Origin of the sequence: Hyphomicrobium sp. DY-1 (genome assembly GCF_047497105.1) — a bacterium.
Lineage (GTDB): Bacteria > Pseudomonadota > Alphaproteobacteria > Rhizobiales > Hyphomicrobiaceae > Hyphomicrobium_B.
On record NZ_CP134870.1, the window covers coordinates 538,258 to 557,001 of the forward strand.

The 18,744-nt window shown below is 61.8% G+C and carries 10 protein-coding genes; 3 read left to right on the plus strand and 7 right to left on the minus strand.

All coding sequences use genetic code 11. The features are described from left to right. Positions 1-153 precede the first annotated feature (153 nt). A complete protein-coding gene (locus RLW41_RS02615) occupies positions 154-546 on the plus strand; it encodes a hypothetical protein (RefSeq protein ID WP_414463363.1) in 393 nt (130 codons plus the stop codon). A gap of 320 nt (positions 547-866) precedes the next feature. Here the strand turns inward: RLW41_RS02615 and RLW41_RS02620 are convergent, their stop codons facing one another. The 3 genes from RLW41_RS02620 to RLW41_RS02630 all read right to left on the minus strand — a co-directional run bounded on the left by RLW41_RS02620 (position 867) and on the right by RLW41_RS02630 (position 10,531). Further along, positions 867-3,695, minus strand: coding sequence for a tail fiber domain-containing protein (locus RLW41_RS02620; protein WP_414464648.1), 2,829 nt, complete (start codon positions 3,693-3,695; stop codon positions 867-869). A gap of 149 nt (positions 3,696-3,844) precedes the next feature. Next, a complete protein-coding gene (locus RLW41_RS02625) occupies positions 3,845-4,741 on the minus strand; it encodes a hypothetical protein (RefSeq protein WP_414463364.1) in 897 nt (298 codons plus the stop codon). A gap of 21 nt (positions 4,742-4,762) precedes the next feature. Beyond that, positions 4,763-10,531 (minus strand): C1q-like domain-containing protein, encoded by a 5,769-nt coding sequence (locus RLW41_RS02630; protein WP_414463365.1) that lies wholly within the window; start codon positions 10,529-10,531, stop codon positions 4,763-4,765. 225 nt (positions 10,532-10,756) lie between these two features. Here RLW41_RS02630 and RLW41_RS02635 point away from each other — a divergent pair, with 225 nt between their 5' ends. Next, positions 10,757-11,149, plus strand: a complete 393-nt coding sequence (locus tag RLW41_RS02635) for a hypothetical protein (RefSeq protein ID WP_414463366.1) — start codon at positions 10,757-10,759, stop codon at positions 11,147-11,149. On the opposite strand, the gene RLW41_RS02640 is transcribed toward RLW41_RS02635, so the two are convergent. The 3 genes from RLW41_RS02640 to RLW41_RS02650 form a co-directional block, all read right to left on the minus strand. Continuing rightward, a complete protein-coding gene (locus tag RLW41_RS02640) occupies positions 11,146-13,377 on the minus strand; it encodes a tail fiber domain-containing protein (protein ID WP_414463367.1) in 2,232 nt (743 codons plus the stop codon). The genes RLW41_RS02635 and RLW41_RS02640 overlap by 4 nt on opposite strands. Beyond that, positions 13,374-15,716, minus strand: a complete 2,343-nt coding sequence (locus RLW41_RS02645; protein WP_414463368.1) for a tail fiber domain-containing protein — start codon at positions 15,714-15,716, stop codon at positions 13,374-13,376. The genes RLW41_RS02640 and RLW41_RS02645 overlap by 4 nt, the downstream gene beginning before the upstream one ends. Before the next feature lie 291 nt (positions 15,717-16,007). Continuing rightward, entirely contained in the window at positions 16,008-16,883 is an 876-nt protein-coding gene (locus RLW41_RS02650) for a hypothetical protein (RefSeq protein WP_414463369.1), read from the minus strand. A 146-nt stretch (positions 16,884-17,029) separates the two neighbouring features. On the opposite strand from RLW41_RS02650, the gene RLW41_RS02655 reads away from it, so the two are divergent. Then, entirely contained in the window at positions 17,030-18,346 is a 1,317-nt protein-coding gene (locus RLW41_RS02655) for a hypothetical protein (protein ID WP_414463370.1), read from the plus strand. On the opposite strand, the gene RLW41_RS02660 is transcribed toward RLW41_RS02655, so the two are convergent. After that, positions 18,343-18,708 (minus strand): hypothetical protein, encoded by a 366-nt coding sequence (locus RLW41_RS02660; protein WP_414463371.1) that lies wholly within the window; start codon positions 18,706-18,708, stop codon positions 18,343-18,345. The genes RLW41_RS02655 and RLW41_RS02660 overlap by 4 nt on opposite strands. Positions 18,709-18,744: the final 36 nt, after the last annotated feature.

Here is an 18,744-nt window from a genome sequence, read left to right on the forward strand (position 1 = left end):
GAAATGGCGGTCGCCGGCATCCGGCTTCACAAGCAAAACCGCCAGGCGCTCCGAGCACTTCCCCCGTGCCTTCGGAGCGCCCCTCTCCCGCTCAGCTGCTTACGGCTCAACCATCCGCCGACCGGCCCGATGCCTGGCGTGATAATCTCTGTCATGGCCACCGACAGCTACCTCATCGAACTCGCCGCCGAGCTCTACGCCGTGCGCGACCGCGCCGTGCCCCTCCGCTACACCCGGCGCGTGGCACGCGGGTTCGAAGCACACCCCCACGACTGCCACACCAACGCCGACCGCTGGGTTCAGCTCCACCCCGCCGACACCGTCGTCCGTGGATGGTTCGTCCTCCACCTTCCCCTATCCTCCCGGCCGATGACCCGCTTCCAGGCCCACTCCGTTGTCGCCGGTTCCTCCGGCCGGCTGCTCGACATCACGCCGCGCGAGCCGACCATCCCACTGCCCTTTCTCGCGCACCCCGACGGCAACGCCATGTTCGACCTGATCGTCTCCAAACACCGCATCATCAGCCTGACCCACCGCATGCCTTAGTTGCTTTTTTCGCAACAGGCCCTGACGTTCCTTTTGCGCTTTAATAAGGCATGGTCCTGGTTTCCATCGTCGGCGGCCCCGTCGAGACCGGCCGCAAGCTCTGGCACGGCGGTTTCCGCTGCTGCCCGCTACGGTGACGCCCTAATCCCTTTTCTCGTGAAATGCCCGTGGAACACGTCCACGTCGTTTCTTCCTTGCCCGCCTACCCCCCGAAGGGCCCTTGGCACCTTAAAACACATTCACATCCTGTTTCAGGAGGACCAATTTAGCTCCGCGTCGCGGCTGCGGTTGCCCCCGGAACCACCCGAAGCACCGACCCTTCACCGGGCGGCGGCTTTCTTCTCGAGCGCGTCCAGGCGGCGGGCGAGGTTGTCGTTGGCTGCCTTGAAGGCGGCATTTGTTGCCTGGAGGGACTTGATCGCGGACGCCATGTTGTCGTTCGCGGCTTGAAGCTTCGCGAGGGACTCGTGGTCGCCGAGCACGAGAACCTTCAGCTCCTTGAGCATGTCAACCAGCGGGCCGATCAGCGAGGGGTAGTCAAGCTTGAGGAAGCCCTTGTCGTCGGTCTTCACGGCCTCGGGGTAGACCTTCTGCACGTCCTGCGCGATGAGGCCCAGGTGGATGGTGCGGCTCGGGTCAGCGGTGAAGCGGAAGGACACGGGGTTGAGCCTGTCCAGCCTGGCGAGGCCGCCGGTCATGGCGGTGATGTCGCTCTTGAGGCGGCGGTCTGACGAGTAGAGGTAGGCTGCGGCGGTTACGTTGGTCCCCATGGTGACGTCGCCGGTGGTGTCGCTGAAGGAAAGCGGGCGCAGGCTGTTCCAGGTGCCGTACTGGCTGCCGGAGTTGGTGAGCAAGAAGTAGGTGTTGGCGCCGTCGTTGCGGATCATCATGCCGTAGTTGCCGCCGATGGCACGGAATTGCCCGCCGCTGCCCGTGTAACCCGACTGGATTTCGCCGTTCGTCCATGTGGTGCCCGAGACCGTCAAGGTGCTGCTGGGCGCGGTGGTGCCGATGCCGACAAAGCCCCCGTTGGCGCTGATGAGCGTATTGGAGGTGCTGCTGTAGTTGATGTAGAGCGGACTATTTAAGCTGTAGATTTGGTTGGAGTTGGTGTTGACTGAATAGCGCACGCCGTTGGCGAATTGGCTCACGCGCAAGCCATTCGTGCCGCTCACTTCCAGTTCATAGGCGCTGCTGTTGGTGTTGATGCCCAGGCGGTGGTTGGTCTTGTCCCAGTACAGGTTGCCGGTGTCAGCGTCGAAGGCGCCCGAGGTGTTGAACTGGATGTCGCCGGTGGAGCCCGCCGGGGAGCTGGCCGTCGTGGTCGATGCCACCCATGCGCTGCCGCTGTAGGTGAGCACCAGGCCGGTGGTCGCGCCGGCCACAGAGACATCGGACAGGCTGGCCAATGTGGCCACGCCTGTTTGGAGTTGGCTTTGGTAGCCCTGGTATTGGCAGAAGATCACCGCGACGTTCTTCGGACGCGTTTCTGTGCCTCCACCGGTCGCGGTTTCCCAAGAACCACCGACGTTACCCTGATTCCAAACAACCCATGCGCTGTTCGTCCCATTGGGGATTTGTGTATGGCCTAGCGTCACCGACACGGGGCCAACCATATCTGTCTGGGCATTTCCTGGCGCACGGGTACCGGCCGGGTCGTTGCCTGCGCCGTTGTCGATGCCGCGCAGGAAGCGGCCACGTGCGGCGGTGTATTCGGCCCAACCGCCCGGGCAGCTGGTCAGCGCAAAGGCCGCGATCGTACCTTGGGGAACGCCCAGACCGATATTGGTCCAGCCCGAGCCATCGCACACCTGCATGGTGCCGCTGGTGTAGCGCATCGCGCCGGAGATCCCCGAGCCGCACGCCGCGCCGTTGTTGCCGAGCTGAATCATCGTAGCGGAGACTGTGCTCGCCGAGACGGCCGTACTGCTCACACTGTTGAGCGAGGCCGTGTTGCCGCTGAAGGTGCCGGAATTGGAGAGCGTGGTGACGCTGCCGTACTGGCTGTTGAGGTACGTGGCGGAAACCGTGGGTGCCGCCAACACGCCCGTGCTGCTGGTGTAGATAAAGCGACCGGTGTCGGCTGCCAGGTTGCCGCCGGCGTTTTTGAACTGCACATCGTTAGCGGCTCCCGAGGCGGTGGCACCTCCGGTGGTGGTGGAAGCTATCCACGTACCGCCGCTGTAGGTGAGGACTTGGCCGGTGGTGACGCCCGCGACCGAGACATCGGTGAGGCTCGCCAGCGTGGCGACGCCGGTCTGGAGTTGGCTCTGGTAGCCATCATACTCGCAAAACGTGACGGCGACGTTGGCAGGACGGGGATCGAGATTCGAACCCATATCGGCCCACCATCCACTCAACGCTTGGTTGGTAAGCCATCGGCGCGCGCTTTGGGACCCGGACCCATTATAAAGGTTTATCTCATACTTATTCTGGCCCGCCTGCTGATTGCCGGGAACGCGCGTGCCATCGGCATCGACGCCTGCGCCGTTGTCGATGCCGCGCAGGAAGCGGCCGCGCGCGGCGGTGTATTCCGACCAGCCATTGGGGCAAGAGCTTGCGGCGAATGCCGCGATGGTGCCGGTGGGAATGCCGATGCCGACGTTGGTCCAGCCCGAGCCATCGCAAACCTGCATGGTGCCGGAGGTGTAGCGCATGGTGCCCGCGAGGTTGCTTCCGCAGGCCAGCACCGTCGTCGCGCTCGGGAGCTGGATATAGGTGGAGCTGATGGTGCTGGCGCTCAGCGCCGTGCTGCTCACGCTGTTGAACGCCGCCGTGTTGCCGCTCAGGGTCCCTGGGTTGTAGACCGTGGTCGCGGACAGATATTGGCTGTTGAGGGCTGTCGCCGAGATGCTTGGCGCCTTGAGCAGGCCGCTCGTGTAGGTGAAGTTGCCGGTGTCGGCGGCGAGGTTGGTCCCGTCGTTGAACTGGACGTCGCTGGCGGAGCCCGCCGGGGTAGCTGTGCCGCCGCCGGAGGTATTGACCGTGACGGAGACACCGCCCGCCATCGAAACCCATTGCGTCCCGTTGCAGAACACCATCGTCCCGTAGTTGCCGGCGTAACCGACGTCGCCAGCGTTGCCCGCCGGGCTGGTGCAAGCCGCTTGCGCCGTCTGCGCAACCGACGCGAGCCCCAGCAGGAGCAACATCACGCGGGAGGCCGCGCTAAGACGGCGGAGCAGGGTCTTCACAGGGAATAAAGTATTGGAAGAACACGTATACGATAAGCGGTGCCGCTCAAATGCGCGGCACCGGTGTGGCAGGGCTGTTGAAGGAAATGGCGCTCGCGCGCGGTGAGTCAGTAAAGCGTAGAAATGGTGTGGATGCAGGACGACGCCACGGCTTTGACGGCGAGCTCGTAGCTGTCCTTGTCGAGGTTTGCGGTGGTCCAGGAGATCTTGTGGCCCACCGTGTTGCGCAGCCGGGCGGCCGCCTCGATCGTTTGCTGGACGGGCATTGCCGGCGTCAAGTTTTTTAGAACCGTGTCGAAGGCCGCGCCGCCGGTAGTGACTTTCGTGATGTTAAGCTGCGTCTGGAAATCATCGAGGATAGGCCCCAGCATGTCCTTCTTGCAGAAATGATTGGGGTTTTCCTTCAGCAGGCTCTCGAAGAGGACACAACCCCGGAACAGGTGGACGAAGAACGGTTCCCTGGACCCGTTCGCCAGCAAGCCGATCAGGCGCTGGCGGTATTTCCATTCGGCGACGAAGGAGATGAAGGTCGTCATCAGCGCGCGTTTGTGCACGTCCTTCTCGCCCAGGGCCCAGACCAAAAACTTTGAACGCAATTCGGAGAGGGTTATCGCCTGCGCGCCCGGGCGCGCGTTGTAGTCGGTCAACAGCTCCTCCGTAGCAAGGATGAGGTTGCGCACGATCTCGCTGGCGAGGACTTCCAAACCCTTGTCTTCCAGCCGCATGAAATTGAGGGCAGGCTTGTCGGCCGTGGGACCAAACTTCGTGATGTCCTCCTCCACCGCCGCGTCGAAGAACAGGCTCGCGCCGCTGTAGTCGTGCGAGGCGAAAGCCGCGTAGCCCATCACGTAGAACGGGCTGCCTTTGTGCTGGGTCTCGTAGTCGGAATTGTTTGACCGGTAGTCCTGCAGGAACGCGAGGCATGCTTCGATGGCGTCGGGGTACCTGCCTTTGTCGACCAGGGGGCGGTATTTGTCGAAGTTCTCTTCAAAATAGTCGGCCATTACGCGGCTCCGTCCAAGACTCTAACGCCGGAGAGCGCTTTTAAGGGCCCGCATCTCGTCGCGCAATTCCCGGATGTTGTCGTTGGCGGCCTTGAGCTGGGTGGTGAGGCTCTCGATCTCGGAATCCTTTTCGATTTTCAGGTCCTGCACCGATTTCACGATGAGCGGCGTGATGCGGCCGTAGTCCACCTGCCAGATGTTTTTGCTGTCCTTGAGCGGCACCTCGCCATTGTCGCCGTTGGTGGTGACGGCCTCGGGGTACACCTTGTTGAGCTCCTGCGCGATGAAGCCGTTGACGATGGTGTGGGAGGGGTCCTTGCGGAAGGCGAAGTCACGGACCGGAATCCGCATCAGCTGCTGCAGGCCCTCGCGGGTCTCGGTGATGTTCTCCTTCACCCGCCGATCGGAGCTGGTGTTGTAACCCGTGGTGGTGCCGTTTGTGGTGATGGTTCCCACCGAGCCGTTGTTGTTGGCGAAGCGGATATTGACAAAGTTTGCGGTGGTGTTGCCATCGACCAGCATCCCTGCCGTCGAGCCGGGGACGCCTTTGACGCGCAGGACGCCGTCGGACATGTTCCAGTTGCTGGCTTCCCCGATGAACACGTTGCCGCTCCTCGCGTTGATGATTGTCGCCGACGCGTTGGAGAAGGCATTATTGATGTAAAGCGGCGCGTTCACGCTGCGGAAGTCGTTTCCGCTGCCGCTCATGTCCATGATCATCGCCTTGGCGCCATTGGTGACGGTGAGGCCGGTGCTGCTGGAGACCGTGAGCGTCGTGGACGGCGTGGAGGTTCCGATCATCACGTTGCCGCCGGAGTCAACGCTCATGCGCTGGCTGCCACCGGAGAACAGGCCGATACCTCCCGCGCTGGAGGTGGAGACCACCGCCGAGCCGCTGGAAATCATATTGCCGAGCCCGCCCACCACGTTCGCATAGGTGGAGGCCGAGACGAAGTTGGCAATGGTGGTGCTGACGGTGGTCACGGAGATGGTGCCGGTGGCTTTCGCGTAGGTGAACTTCCCGGCGTCGGCGTCGAGGAGCCCGCCGGTGTTGAACTGGATGTCCGCCGTGGAGCCTGCTGGGTTGGCCGTGCCGCCGGAACCGCCACCTTGCGGGGACAATAAAACGCCGCTGAAAAAATTCCCCTTGCTGTCCGAAGTATAGACGCTGTCGCCGGACGTCGAAACGTAGACATACGCCGTAAACACATCACCAGCAGCGCCATCCAAGATTACTGAGACTTCGGCACCCGGATGATCATTCGCCCCTGCGGACCCACTAACGTACTTCTGCTGCACACCATTCTTATAGATCCCGACAGCGTAAACGCCGCCGCTTGCCCCAAGCACAAATCGTGAGCCCACGTTGAACAAGTATTTTCCGGGCACAGTGACGGTGTACGAGTCCGAAGCGAAATTGTTGTTGGTATCGAATTCTTCCGTCCAGCCCGTAAGCTGTTGCCACGTTAGCGCCGTCAACGCTTGCGCAGAGTTCTTCGCCGCGCTGAATGAAATTGGTTGGGTGCTGGACGGACCCATGCTCATCCACGCCGTGCCCGTGCAGTAGTCGATGGTGTTGGACACGCCGTTGTAGCGTTGGGCGCCCGCGAGATTGGACGTGCAGTCGGTGGTGGTATTGGAGATCATTTGCAGCAGCGTGGTGCTGACTGTGGTCAGGCTAGCCTGTCCCGTCGCAGTGAGGCCGCCGGTGAGGATGCTCGGTGTATGCAGGGTGCTGCTGGCATAGGTGAAGTTGCCGGTGTCCACCGCCAACAGGCCAGCGGAGTTGAATTGCACGTCATTCGTGGTGCCCGCCGGGTTGGCCGTGCCGCCGGAACCGTTCATGCTGAGTAACGAACCTCCGAAGTAAGTTGCGGCCCCCGTACTAGGCATCGTCATCGTCGATCCAGTGTTCTGCTGGACGTATACCTCATAGTAATCGCCAGCCACAGCGCGATCGATGAGCGTGCCGTTTACACTCCACGTCGCTGCTGCAGCCGTGGTTTGGTTCTGGCTTAAAGGAGTTCCGTTTTTTGTAATGTAAAGCCAATTTGCGCTGCTGTTGGAAGCAAATCTCGCCGACGCCGTGAAGATATACGTGCCAGGAATCGTCACCGTGAAACGACTATTTGCGTAGTTGCCGTTCGTATCAAATTTCACGGTTCCCAGGTTATCAAGCTTGGTCGCCGTGTTGTTGGGAACAGATGTCGTATTGTTGGAGATAGCGTAAAAACTCGGAACCACTGTTGCGGAGGGTCCTAGGCTTAACCAGCCAGAGCCCGTACAGTAGTCGATGGTGTTCGAGACGCTGTTGTAGCGTTGGGAACCCGCGAGGCCGGTGGTGCAGGCGGTGGTGGTGTTGGAGATGAGTTGGACAAGGGTGCTGCTGACGGTGGTGAGGCTCGCCTGACCCGTCGCGGTGAGGCCGCCGGTGAGGAGGCTCGGCGTGTGCAGCGTGCTGCTCGCGTAGGTGAAGTTGCCGGTGTCGGCGGCGAGCAGGCCGCCGGAGTTGAACTGGACATCGCCGGTGCTGCCTGCGGGGGTGGACGTGCCGCCGGAGCCAGACGCTGCATTGAGCATGAAGCCACTGAACCGGCTCACGCTACCTTCGACGGTTTCAGAGCTTCCGGTGACGTTGCGGATGTCCACGACATCCCCCGCAACCAAATAGAGCACGCCTTGCAAAGCGGAAGGCGCGTAGGCAGCGGTATTTGTGGCGGCGGGAATGGCGTCGTATGAACGGATACTGGCGCTCACGCCGTTTTTATAAAGCACGAAATCCCCGAAAGTCTTGTCGTTGGCCGTGAGCAACGTCGCGATGAAATAGTAAAGACCTGTTGCCGGAGCCGTGAACTTGCCGGTCGACGTGTCGAAGGCATTGCCATTGTTGGTGATCGTCAAATTCCAGTGGACCACCGAGTTGTTCGTGACGGTCTGGTTAGTAGAGACGAGCGCCGTGAAAGCCGTGAGGCTCGCACCAAAACTGGGGCCGACGGTGGTCCAGGAAGTCCCGTTGCAGAACTCGATCACCTGGTTGGTGGTGTTGTAGCGCTGGCCGCCCGCGAGGCCCGCCGTGCAGGCGGTGGTGGTGTTCGACATGAGTTGGACAAGGGTGCTGCTGACGGTGGTGAGGCTCGCCTGACCCGTCGCGGTGAGGCCGCCGGTGAGGATGCTCGGCGCATGAAGGGTGCTGCTGGCATAGGTGAAGTTGCCGGTGTCGGCTGCAAGAAGTCCGCCGGAGTTGAACTGGATGTCGTTGGTGGAGCCTGCGGGATTGGCGCCGCCGGAGCCTTGGGGCGAGAGCAAAACGCCGGAGAAGTAAGACACATACGGTTGGTTGGAGATCGTCGTCCCACCATTATTCGATGCATAGACTTCGACGTAGTCCGAGGCTCCATTCATATCCACGATAGCCATGCTCTTCGGCGTCGCGCCGGCACTCACGCCGACATTCGTCTGGGCGGTGACAACGCCGTCCTTGTATATCATGACGTAACAGCTGGTCGTCGCATCGGAACAGAACGCGGCCCCAATGAAGAGATACTTGCCGGGGATGGTCGGCGTGAACCGATAGTTCGTCGTGTCGAAATTATTGTTTGTGTCGAATCTCTTTGTGTTGAAGGCCACCTTGGTCGTTGTGTTGGTCGTCACCGTTTGGTTGGCGCTCATCGTGGCGAGGAAACTCACCGGCTGGCTGCTGGATGGCCCCATGCTCATCCATGCCGTACCCGTGCAGTAGTCGATGGTGTTGGAGACGCTGTTAAAGCGTTGTGCCCCCGCGAGGCCGGTGGTGCAGGCCGTGGTGGTGTTAGAGATCAGTTGCAGCAGCGTGGTGCTGACCGTGGTAAGGCTCGCCTGCCCCGTCGCAGTGAGGCCGCCGGTGAGGATGCTCGGCGCATGGAGGGTGCTGCTGGCATAGGTGAAGTTGCCGGTGTCGGCTGCAAGAAGTCCGCCGGAGTTGAATTGGATGTCGTTGGTGGAACCTGCGGGCGTGGAGCCTCCAGATCCTCCCCCCGACGCCGAAATCAGCACACCATCAAGATAGGTATCATATGTGGCGCCCACGACGGTTGTGGCTGCCGTAGACCAGACACCACCCTCAATGTAATCCCCCGCCGCAAGATACATCACGGCAGAAGCTTGGGATGTCCCAGTCCCGGTGTTGGCGTTTTGCGTAATGGCCAGTTTATTATAGGTGCCATTCTTGCTTATCTCGGCCTGGCAGTTGGTGGCCGCGCCACTACACGTCACCGACGCGTTGATCAGGTAAACACCGGGGATTGTCACGGTGAACCGACCGGTCGACGTATTGAAGTTGTTGTTGGTATCAAGCTCCTTGGTCGAGAACGTCAATTTAACGTGGGTGTTGGTCGCAATCGTTTGATCGGTCCCCCCCTTGTTGACCATGAATGCGACAGGAAGCGTGCTCGACGGGCCCAAGCTCATCCACCCGGTTCCGGTGCAGTAGTCGATGGTGTTGGACACGCTGTTGTAGCGTTGGGCCCCCGCGAGGTTTGAGCTGCAAGCGGTGATGGTATTAGAGATGAGTTGGATGAGTGTGCTGCTGACGGTGGTGAGGCTCGCCTGACCCGTCGCCGTGATGCCGCCGGTAAGGAGCGAAGGAGTTTTGAGTGTGCTGCTCGCATAGGTGAAGTTGCCAGTATCGACCGCCAATGCTCCCGCGTTGTTGAACTGCACATCCGCCGTAGAGCCTGCCGGGGTGGCCGTGCCGCCGGAGCCGCCGCTGTTCATGGTGAGGAGGGCCGCCGAGAAAAACGTACCGCCGATATTGCTTCCGCTGAGGATCCCGCCTCCTGTCGCTTCGGTGAAGCCTTTCAATTGGAGATAGTCGGTCGATCCATTCATGTAGACGACAATCGAACCCGCGCTGGTCCATTGCGAGCCGGTTTCCCCGGCCCGGTTGACCGGCGCCATCAACGTCACCCCATTCTTCGAGAGATACCCTATGCACGCATTGAGGACGCTGGTCGCGCTCGCACAGGTGACCGCCGTATTGACCTGGTAATAGCCGGGAATGGTGGGGGTGAACTTTTGGGTCGACGTATCGTAGTTGTTGTTGGTGTCAAAAGCCTTGGTGTCCAGGTTCAGGGCGGCGGCGGTCGAGGCCGCAATAGTTTGATTAGCGCTCATCGTCACGAGAACGGCGGGAACAACAGTAGCTGACGGCCCCAGCGACAGCCACGCACTGCCGGAGCAGTAGTCCATGGTGTTGGACGTACTGTTGTAGCGTACGCCTCCGGCAAGGCTGCTGGTGCACGCCGCGCCGTTGCCGCCCACCTGGATGAGGCTGGTGGAAATGGTCGTGATGCTTGCCTGGCCGGTGATGGTGGCGCCGCCGGTGACGATCAGCGAGCCCAGCGTGCCAAGCCCGCTACTGTTGATGGTCCCGAAGTTGCCCGCGCCCGTGGCGGTGATGTTGGTGGTGGAGATGTTCGGCGCCTTGAACAGCCCGGCGCTGTAGGTGAAGTTGCCGGTGTCGGCGGCGAGCTTCGTGCCGTCATTGAACTGGACGTCGCTCGCGGAACCTGCGGGGGTCGCCGTCCCGCCGCCGGAGGTGTTGACGGTGAGCGAGACGCCGCCCGCCATGCTCACCCAATTCTGGCCATCGCAGAACACCATCGTGTTGGCGATGTTCGAATACGTCATATCCCCAGCCGAAGCCGCCGGGCTGGTGCACGCCGCGTTTGCGGATTCGGCCAGCAGCAAAAGCCCCACCAGGAGCGTCAGCACGCGCAGCATCGCGCCAAAAGAGCGAACCGTGAGGGTCACGCCTCATAAGATATTGGGTGAAAACGTATACCGCGAGGGGAAGAGCCTTACGGGCGCCTATTCTGCGCGCAGCCCTGTTGCAGACCCGCCGAGCGCGTGAGCTGACCGGTCGTCACCTTAACCGCCCGCTAACCCCCATAAGGCCACCATCGGAACCGCGCCCTCCCAACCTTTTCGACAGGGCGCCAAACCATTGCCTGACCATTTGTTCTTCAGCGAGTTCCCATGTTCACCTGGATCGGCGAAAAAGTGGAGGCCATGGGCCCGAAGGGATGGACCCTCATGGGACTGGTCGTGGTCATCGTTCTCCTCCTCTCCGCGCCGCGTGTCCCCGCCAACCACGAGGCGGGCGGCCGTAGCGGTTTCCAATGCCTCAGCGGCTGGGACGGAAGCCACCGGGCCATGGTGATGGCGGTGACCAGCGCCTTGCGCGACCCGGACAGCTTCCAACACGTGCGCACCCTCATCACGCCGGAGGACACCGCCGGTCAACATCGCATCCTCATGACCTACCGGGCCAAGAACGGGTTCGGCGGCTACAACCTCGAGGTCGCCAGCGGTGCCTTCGACGACGCGAGCTGCCGTCTCACCTCGATCCAGCTCGGCACCGAGAACTAGCGCCCAACCGCCCTAAGCGTCGTCACATCGCTTCGCAGTTCCGTCACCTGGCGGGTGAGCGCCTTGATATTGTCGTTCGCCGCCTTGAGCTCGGTCTTAAGTTTCACCACCTCATCGTGGTCGGTGTCGAAGAGGTGCTTGAGGTCCTGCACGGCCTTGACGATGAGCGGGGTGACGCGGCCGTAGTCCACCTGCCAGATCTTGCTCTTGTCCTTGAGGGGGACCTCGCCGTTGTCGCCGTTGGTGGTGACGGCCTCGGGGTAGACCTTGTTGAGGTCCTGCGCGATGAAGCCGTTGACGATGGTGTGCGAGGGGTCGGTCTTGAAGGAGAAGTCCTTCACACCAATCTGCATGAGTTTTTGCAGGCCCCCGCGGCTGTCGGTGATGTTCTCCTTCACGCGGCGGTCGGAAGTGGTGTTGTAGGCCACGGCGGTGGTGCCGTTCTGCGCGATGGAACCGATGGCACCACCATTGTAGTAAAACCCCGTGTACCACGTACCCCCGGCTGAGTTGTGTTTCCCCAATAGCAAGGAGCCGTCGGGAGTGAGACCAACGCCAGGATTTGGCAAGCCGGAGATATAACCAACCAACACATTGCCGCTCCCATCAATCACCAGGCGGGCAGCGGCTGCGGTTGAATCATAGATAGCGAATTTATCATCGTTGACCGCGGACATTCCGGTAAGAAGCGCATAGTCCTTTGTCGCGTTTTGAATATCGATGCGCGCGGTAGCGGTAGCGCCGCTCTTCACCAAAAGGCCTTTGGTTCCGTTGCTGTTGTAATTCACTTCGAGGGGTTGGGTGGGCGTTAGAGTTCCGATGCCGATGTTGCCGTTGGCATCAATTCCCAGCCGCTGCGCGCCACCGGCGTAGAAGGTGATGCTTCCCGCGCTGGAGGTGGACACGGCGGTGGTACCGGAAAGAATGGCGTTGCCGCCCGCTCCGATCGGAACGATCGCGTTGCTGCCGAGGTGGATGATGCTCGAGACCGACACGCCGCGGCTGTCCACCGCGAGGGACGCCGACGCGAGGCTGTCCTGGCCGGTGGCGCTGACGATGAGCCCGCCCGACACCTGCAACGCCGCCGCCGGGGTGTCGGTGCCGATGCCGAGGCGGTGGTTGGTGCTATCCCAGAAGAAATTGCCGGTGTCCGCCGCCAGCAAGCCGCCGGTGTTGAACTGCACATCGCCGGTGCTGCCCGCCGGATTGGCGGTGCCGCCACCGGATCCGCCGCCCACCATGGAAAGCAGGGAGCCTTGGAAATACGTTGCGCCTTCGGCGCCTGCTACGGTGCTTCCGCCGTTATTCGTGACATTCACTTCGGCATAATCCGTCGTCCCGTTCATCGTCAGGATTGCCGTCCCCGCGACAACCACGCTGGACCCGCGCGTCAACCCGTTGCCCGATGGTATCCCACTTCCGTTCTTCGTGATGAAAAGCTGGCAATATCCGGTGCTGTCCGAACAATAGGCCGATGCGTTGAGGAGATACGTGCCTGCGATATTCGGCTTGAAGCGGTTGTTCGCCGTGTCGAACATGGAGTAGGGGTCGAGCTTTACTGTGGGCCACGTCAACTTGGTGTTGGTTGTCACCCCTGTTTGGTTGACTCCTCCCTTGGTGACCAAGAACGCCGGAACAACCGTCGCGCTCGGCCCCAAGCTCATCCACACTGTGCCGGTGCAGTATTCCATCGTATTGGAAACCGTTGAATAACGGAGACCTCCCGCGAGGCCGCCTGTACAGGCCGCGCCGCTGTTGCCGATCTGGATAAGCGTGGCGGAGACGATGCTGGCGCTCACGGTGGTGAGGCTGGAGACGCCCGTGACGGTCATGCCGCCGTTCACCAGCAACCCGCCGAAGGTGCCCTGGTTGATGGCGCTGATGGCGGTGGCCGAGACGTACGGCACCGCAAGGGTGTCGGTGCCGGGATTGTAGGTGAAGGTGCCGGTGTCGCCGCCGAGGGCGCCGCCGTTGTTGATCTGGATGTCATTGGTGGCGCCGTAGGGTGTGACGGTACCGCCGCCCGAGGTGTTGACGGTGAGGCTGACGCCGCCGTTCATGGAAATCCAGTTGGTGCCGTCGCAGTACGCCATGACGTTGGCGGAGGTGGAGTAGGTCATGTCGCCCCCGGTGCCGGTGGGGCTGGAACAGGCGGCGTAGGCTCCCTGGGCGAGCATCAGCAGGCCCACCATCGACAGCAACAAGCGGAGGGAGAAGTTGCGGCTCATGGCCTGGCCTCCAACTGCTTCACCTGCGCCTGCAGGGCCTCGACCTGTTTGGTGAGGGTTTTGATGCGGGCGTCGTTGTCTTCAAAACGGTGCTTGAACTCGCGGATGACCTCAATGATCGGAGCAACAAGGATGGAATAATCGACCGTCTTGGCAGTGCCGATGGTGGTGTCCGAGACTTCGCTGACAGCCTGCGGGAAGGCCTTCTCGACGTCCTGCGCGATGACCCCCATGTGTTCGGGCCCGCTGATGTCCTTGCGCTTCCAGTGGTAGGTGACGCCCTTGATGAGCATCAGCTTGTCCAGAGGATCCTCGATGGGGTGGATGCGATCCTTGAGGCGGCGGTCCGAGGTGCAACTGGTGGTGCCGGTGCCGCTGGCGAGTGCGCAGGTGGAGACGCCCACCAACGTGACCACACCATTGGGAGCGATAGTCAGGCGGCCTACATGCGCGGTTTCATCGCCCAGAACAAACCCAGTGGCACCACGAGAACCTATCGAATATAAACGACCGCTCGCGCTGGTATCATTGATTTCAATGGCATTGTTCGTAAAACCACCGCTGGAGTCTCCCGAAATGGTGAGTTTCGACGTTGGTGCGGCGGTTCCGATACCGACGTTACCGCCGTTGTCGTTCAGGATGAGGTTTTTCGCGGTATTCCAGCCGCCACGGATGAGGGCCGTGCCCGCGTCGTTGACCTGCATGCCCAAGCCATCGAACGCCGTGGTCGAATAGCTCGCGTTTCCGATGAGCAGGCCAAGGGTGGCCTGGCTTGCCTGCGTAATCTGCAGCTTGCTGTTGGCATTGGCCCCGGCGGTGCCGCCGATGCTGACGTTGCCGTTGCTGTCCACCATCATCCGTTGATTGCCGCCGGTGTAAAACGTGATTCTGCCCGCGCTGCTGGTGGAAACGGCCGTGGTGCCGGAGAGGATGACGTTGCCGCCCGCGCCGATGGGCGAGAACGCGCTGCCGTTGATGTGGACGATGCTGGAGACCGACACGCCGCGGTTGTCCACCAGCATCGAGGCGGCTGAGGCGGTGTTCTGGCCGGTCTGGCTTACCGTGAACGAGCCGGAGACCTGGAGGGTGGCGGTGGGGGATTGTGTGCCGATGCCGACGTTGCCGGTATTGGTAATCCGCATGCGTTCCGTCGTCGTACTCGCGACGTCATTCGCGCCAACGCCCCCGACATTGAAAGAGAGGTACTGATTGCCCCAACTGCCCCCATTGAAGCCTGCTAAAATGTCGGCTGCCCGTCGCGGACCGTTGTCAGCGGTGTTGGAGAATGTCGGGTAAAACGACATGCCCACAAGTTGGCCTTGTGCCGTTCCAGGTGCCCACGCAATGAAGTTGGCGACATTCGGTGACCCAAGGCCCGACCTATTGTTCACCAACTCGGCCTTAGAAAGCACCGTGCCTACCACGGTCAAACTACTGCCGGGATAAGCCGTCCCAATTCCAATAGTCGACGCACTCGTGATGATCATCTTCAAGGCGCCGTTGGTGCCATCATAATCTTCGGTGAAAAAACGAAGATTCCCGGCGCTATTATCGATATTCCAAAGGTTGGTCGTGGCGTAACCGAAGGGTTCAAACGCTATGCGCGCGCTCGAACCGGCAATCCGAATGACACCGGTTCCCGATACATGCAATTCGGTTGAAGGCGCGTTCGTACCGACACCGAGCCGGCCGTTGGCGTGGTCCCAGTAGAGGCCGCTGGTGGTGGCGGATTCGTAGGTGAGGCTGTTGGGGCCGGACCAGAAGGCGACCGCGGTGGCGCTGCCGCCGCTGATGCCGCTTCCGGTGATGGTGCCGGACGCGAGCGTGGTCCAGGTGGTGCCGGTGCAGATTTCGAGGGTATTGGAGGTGCTGGAATACCGCATGGCGCCGTTGACCCCCGCCGTGCAGCCAAGCCCGCCGCCCGTCCCCACCTGGATGGCGGTGCCCGACACGTAGGTGGCGCTGACTGCCGAGGCCGAGACGGCGCCCACCACCGTCATCCCGCCGTAGTCGATGAGGCCACCGGTGCCGAAGCTGACGGCGGAAGCGGCGCTGTCGCAGAGGATGTCCTTGCCGTCGGTATAGCACCCGTAGCCCCCCGTCAGCTTGGGGGTGGTCGGATTGGTCATGGAGACGGTGGCGAAGTTGACCCAATCGTTGGCCGCGTGGACCGCTTGGGCGACCAGCAAAGAACCCGCCAAGGCGGCCAACCCCACAACCTTGGAAAGCGATCTCAGCCGGGGCGGCATATCTGCACCCAGCTGTTGATTATGCCGATGTTCGCTGCCGCGCAGACGTTCTCGCGCGGCGCGTTGTCCAGCGCCCAGCCCATCGCGCACCACGCCGCCACGGCGCAGAGCATCGTGCCGAGCAACATGGGGGCGAGGGTCGTTCTCACACCCAAACCGTAACCAGTTCCGGCGTATACTTCACCGCACCTGATGCGTTTAAAGGCAACCGGCGTTGCAGTTCTGCCTACATTCGGCGCACACAACCTCCCCGCAGGGGGCAGCGCCGCCGACATCCCTCCGCAGCGACCGGCGTCATGGACCTTCAACAACGTCCATCGCCTTCCCGCAGATCTCCGACGCCGGAACTGATCACCCCACTTCGCGGGCCAACTCCACGCCTTATGACCCAATCAACGCATCGATGTTGATACCGAAAACAGCGCACGTCTCCCTCACCCCGGGAAGTCCCGCAAGCCTCCAACGCATCCCCGCATCGATCCTTCCACGCCAACGGCCATCGTCATCCGACACCGCGTCAACCTTCGAAAAATGATCGATGCTCGCGTCGAAGGCCTCAGTAGTCTGCTCCTCCTTCACCTTGAAGGGATATGCCGCCACGTTGCCGCCCAGGAAATGATGATCCCGTTCGCCACCCAGATCCTCTCCAATATCCAACCAGTTCGACATCGTTTGCAGGAACCCCTCCGGGTCACGAAGCAACCTGTTGTGATAGACCGTGAGGACTGGCGCGAACGCTCCGCAGCGCTGAACCACGCCAAGCGCGTCACGGTTGATGATGACCCACGACAGCACGCACTGCTCCAGCGGAAGGCCCGTCCTGTTCGAATAGCTCACCGCAAAAGCGAACGGGGTACGCACACAATGCAAAACGAACACTCTCCCGCTCCAACTTCTGAAATCCGCATGATTGGTTACGTTGAGAAACCACCACGGGGTTTTAGACGCGTCCACCACCACCTCCGCACCTGACGCGCGCGCAAGCGCGTCATAAACCCCCGGGCCCGGGCCCAGCATCGCAAGATCGCCGAACAGCTCTGGCGTCCACACTGCGCAATCTTCGTCGTGCGCCCGGCAACGCGCGCAGTAATCCAAATAGCACTTCGGATCATTTTCCAGATGCGGGTGCATGCGGAACACCCTCACCCGATCGACCTCTCCCGCGACGAACACCTTTGAGAAGCGGCCCACCAGCCATTGCGCCATGGTGCTTCCCGAAAACGGCGTCCCCACAATCCAGATTGCCCGTGTTGTCATGGTCCCCCCTCGCACGACCTAACAACCCCGCACTGCGCCCTTCAACCGTTTGACAGAAAACCACCCCTCCCAACCACGGACGCGCCAATGCCGCTTCCGTAGGCACGGGCATGGAACACCAGCCGCCCTTTGATCAGACTGCATCCATGCAGCCCACCGTCTGGACGCCCGCGCGCTTACGCATCATCAAAGGCCTCGTGCGGGACGGCGCACTGGTGTGCACCCACAGCCAAGCCGCCGTGCTTTGCGGCGTCAGCCGCGCATCCATCACGACTTACTGCATGCTCCACGACATCAAAGCAAAGTGGCCCAACATCTGGACGCCTGAGCACCAGAAGGCGATATCCGCATTCGTCGTCGATGGAAAATTCACGGAGCCCCTCGGAACCATCGCCCGCGCCCTGAACATCCCCGTGACGGTCCTCGCCGGCCAGGCCGCCCGACAAGGCATCGCCACCAAGAACAACGCCGGTGACGTCAAGCGCCGGACCATCGAGGGCGTTCTCCAGCTTTCCAGCGCCGGCTTCCTCAACGTGCCCGAACGCGTCGCCGCCGCGCGGATCGGCAACAGCGTCTATGCCGTCGAAGACGCGATGAAGATTCTCTCGCTGCGGCCGATGAAGGATGACCTTAAGCGCAAGGCCGCCGAAACCTTCTGGACCCGGTCCCGTATCCAAGGGCTCAAGGCCTGCATCTCCACCGATGGCCGCCTCACCATGTCCAAAGCCAACGCCGCAAAGGAACTCGACTGCAGTCCTCCGATGGTCCACCGCTACGTCATCGCGACGGGCGTCGCCGCAACCCGCCGCACCATCTTCACTTGGACCGCGCCACGCAAAACCGCCCTCCGGCGCCTGTGCACCAAGGGCATCCTCACCGTCCCCGTTCCTACGGCCGCCAAACGATTCGGATGCAGCGTCGGGCAAATCCGGGAAGGCCTCGCCCGCATCGGAGCGATCCCCACGCCAAAATCACCCTGGACCCCGGCACGCCTCCGCAAACTCAAAGGCTTCCTCAACGGACACGGCCGTCTCTCCATGACCATCAAGGACGCCTGCGCCGCCCTGGCATGCGACCGCAAGTCCCTCCGCCTCGGCTTGGTGCTGCTGACAAACCCCGGCTACGTCCGTTTCGAATGGACTCCAGCCCGTGTCGCGCATTTGCGCTCCTTCTGCCACAACGGCGTGCTCCGCCGCCCGCTCCCCGAAGTCATGATGCGGCTCGGCTGTTCCGAAAAAGTCCTGAGACGCGCCATGCAGGTATTGAACCTCTCCGCCAGGCCGCGGTTCTCATGGACCCCCGAGGCCGACGCACGGCTCGCCAAACTGATGCGGCCCGACGGCACCCTCTCCGTCACCTACGACCAGGCCGCGAACATCATCGGCTGCTCACCCCGTTCCATCGATACGCGGATGACGAGAGACAGGAAGGAGACCCGCCTACGCGTGGCCCGGCGCGGTTAGCGAGACGCCTCGTCCCCGAAACCGAACTTCATCATCGCGGCATCGGTTTTGTCCTTGGCCACGGTATTCCAATAGTCCTTGTGGAAGGACTGGAACCGATCAGGCAGTTCCTTGATCCCCACCCTGTTCACGATGTTGCCGACAACGTCACGGACATCCGCCGCACGCGCCAGCGCAAGGTCACGGCCGTGGCTAAGGCGACGACTGATTTCCTCGGGAAGGTCATCCGGAACCGCCACTTCCTCATCATGCTTCAACAGCAGCGCGTGTTCGGCGACCGCCTTCTCCAACAACTCGGCCTGTTCAGAGCCGGTCAATTCGGTTTCATTGTCACGCAAGCGGCGCAGGTAGTCGCGGTCCATGAGAGATGCTTTCTTGTGGGTTCCCCGCCAACGTGT

Coding starts and splice junctions, on each gene's coding strand:
- RLW41_RS02615 (WP_414463363.1), top strand. CDS start 154: ATGGCCACCGACAGCTACCTCATCGAACTCGCCGCCGAGCTCTACGCC.
- RLW41_RS02620 (WP_414464648.1), bottom strand. CDS start 3,695: ATGTTGCTCCTGCTGGGGCTCGCGTCGGTTGCGCAGACGGCGCAAGCG.
- RLW41_RS02625 (WP_414463364.1), bottom strand. CDS start 4,741: ATGGCCGACTATTTTGAAGAGAACTTCGACAAATACCGCCCCCTGGTC.
- RLW41_RS02635 (WP_414463366.1), top strand. CDS start 10,757: ATGTTCACCTGGATCGGCGAAAAAGTGGAGGCCATGGGCCCGAAGGGA.
- RLW41_RS02640 (WP_414463367.1), bottom strand. CDS start 13,377: ATGAGCCGCAACTTCTCCCTCCGCTTGTTGCTGTCGATGGTGGGCCTG.
- RLW41_RS02650 (WP_414463369.1), bottom strand. CDS start 16,883: ATGACAACACGGGCAATCTGGATTGTGGGGACGCCGTTTTCGGGAAGC.
- RLW41_RS02655 (WP_414463370.1), top strand. CDS start 17,030: ATGCAGCCCACCGTCTGGACGCCCGCGCGCTTACGCATCATCAAAGGC.
- RLW41_RS02660 (WP_414463371.1), bottom strand. CDS start 18,708: ATGGACCGCGACTACCTGCGCCGCTTGCGTGACAATGAAACCGAATTG.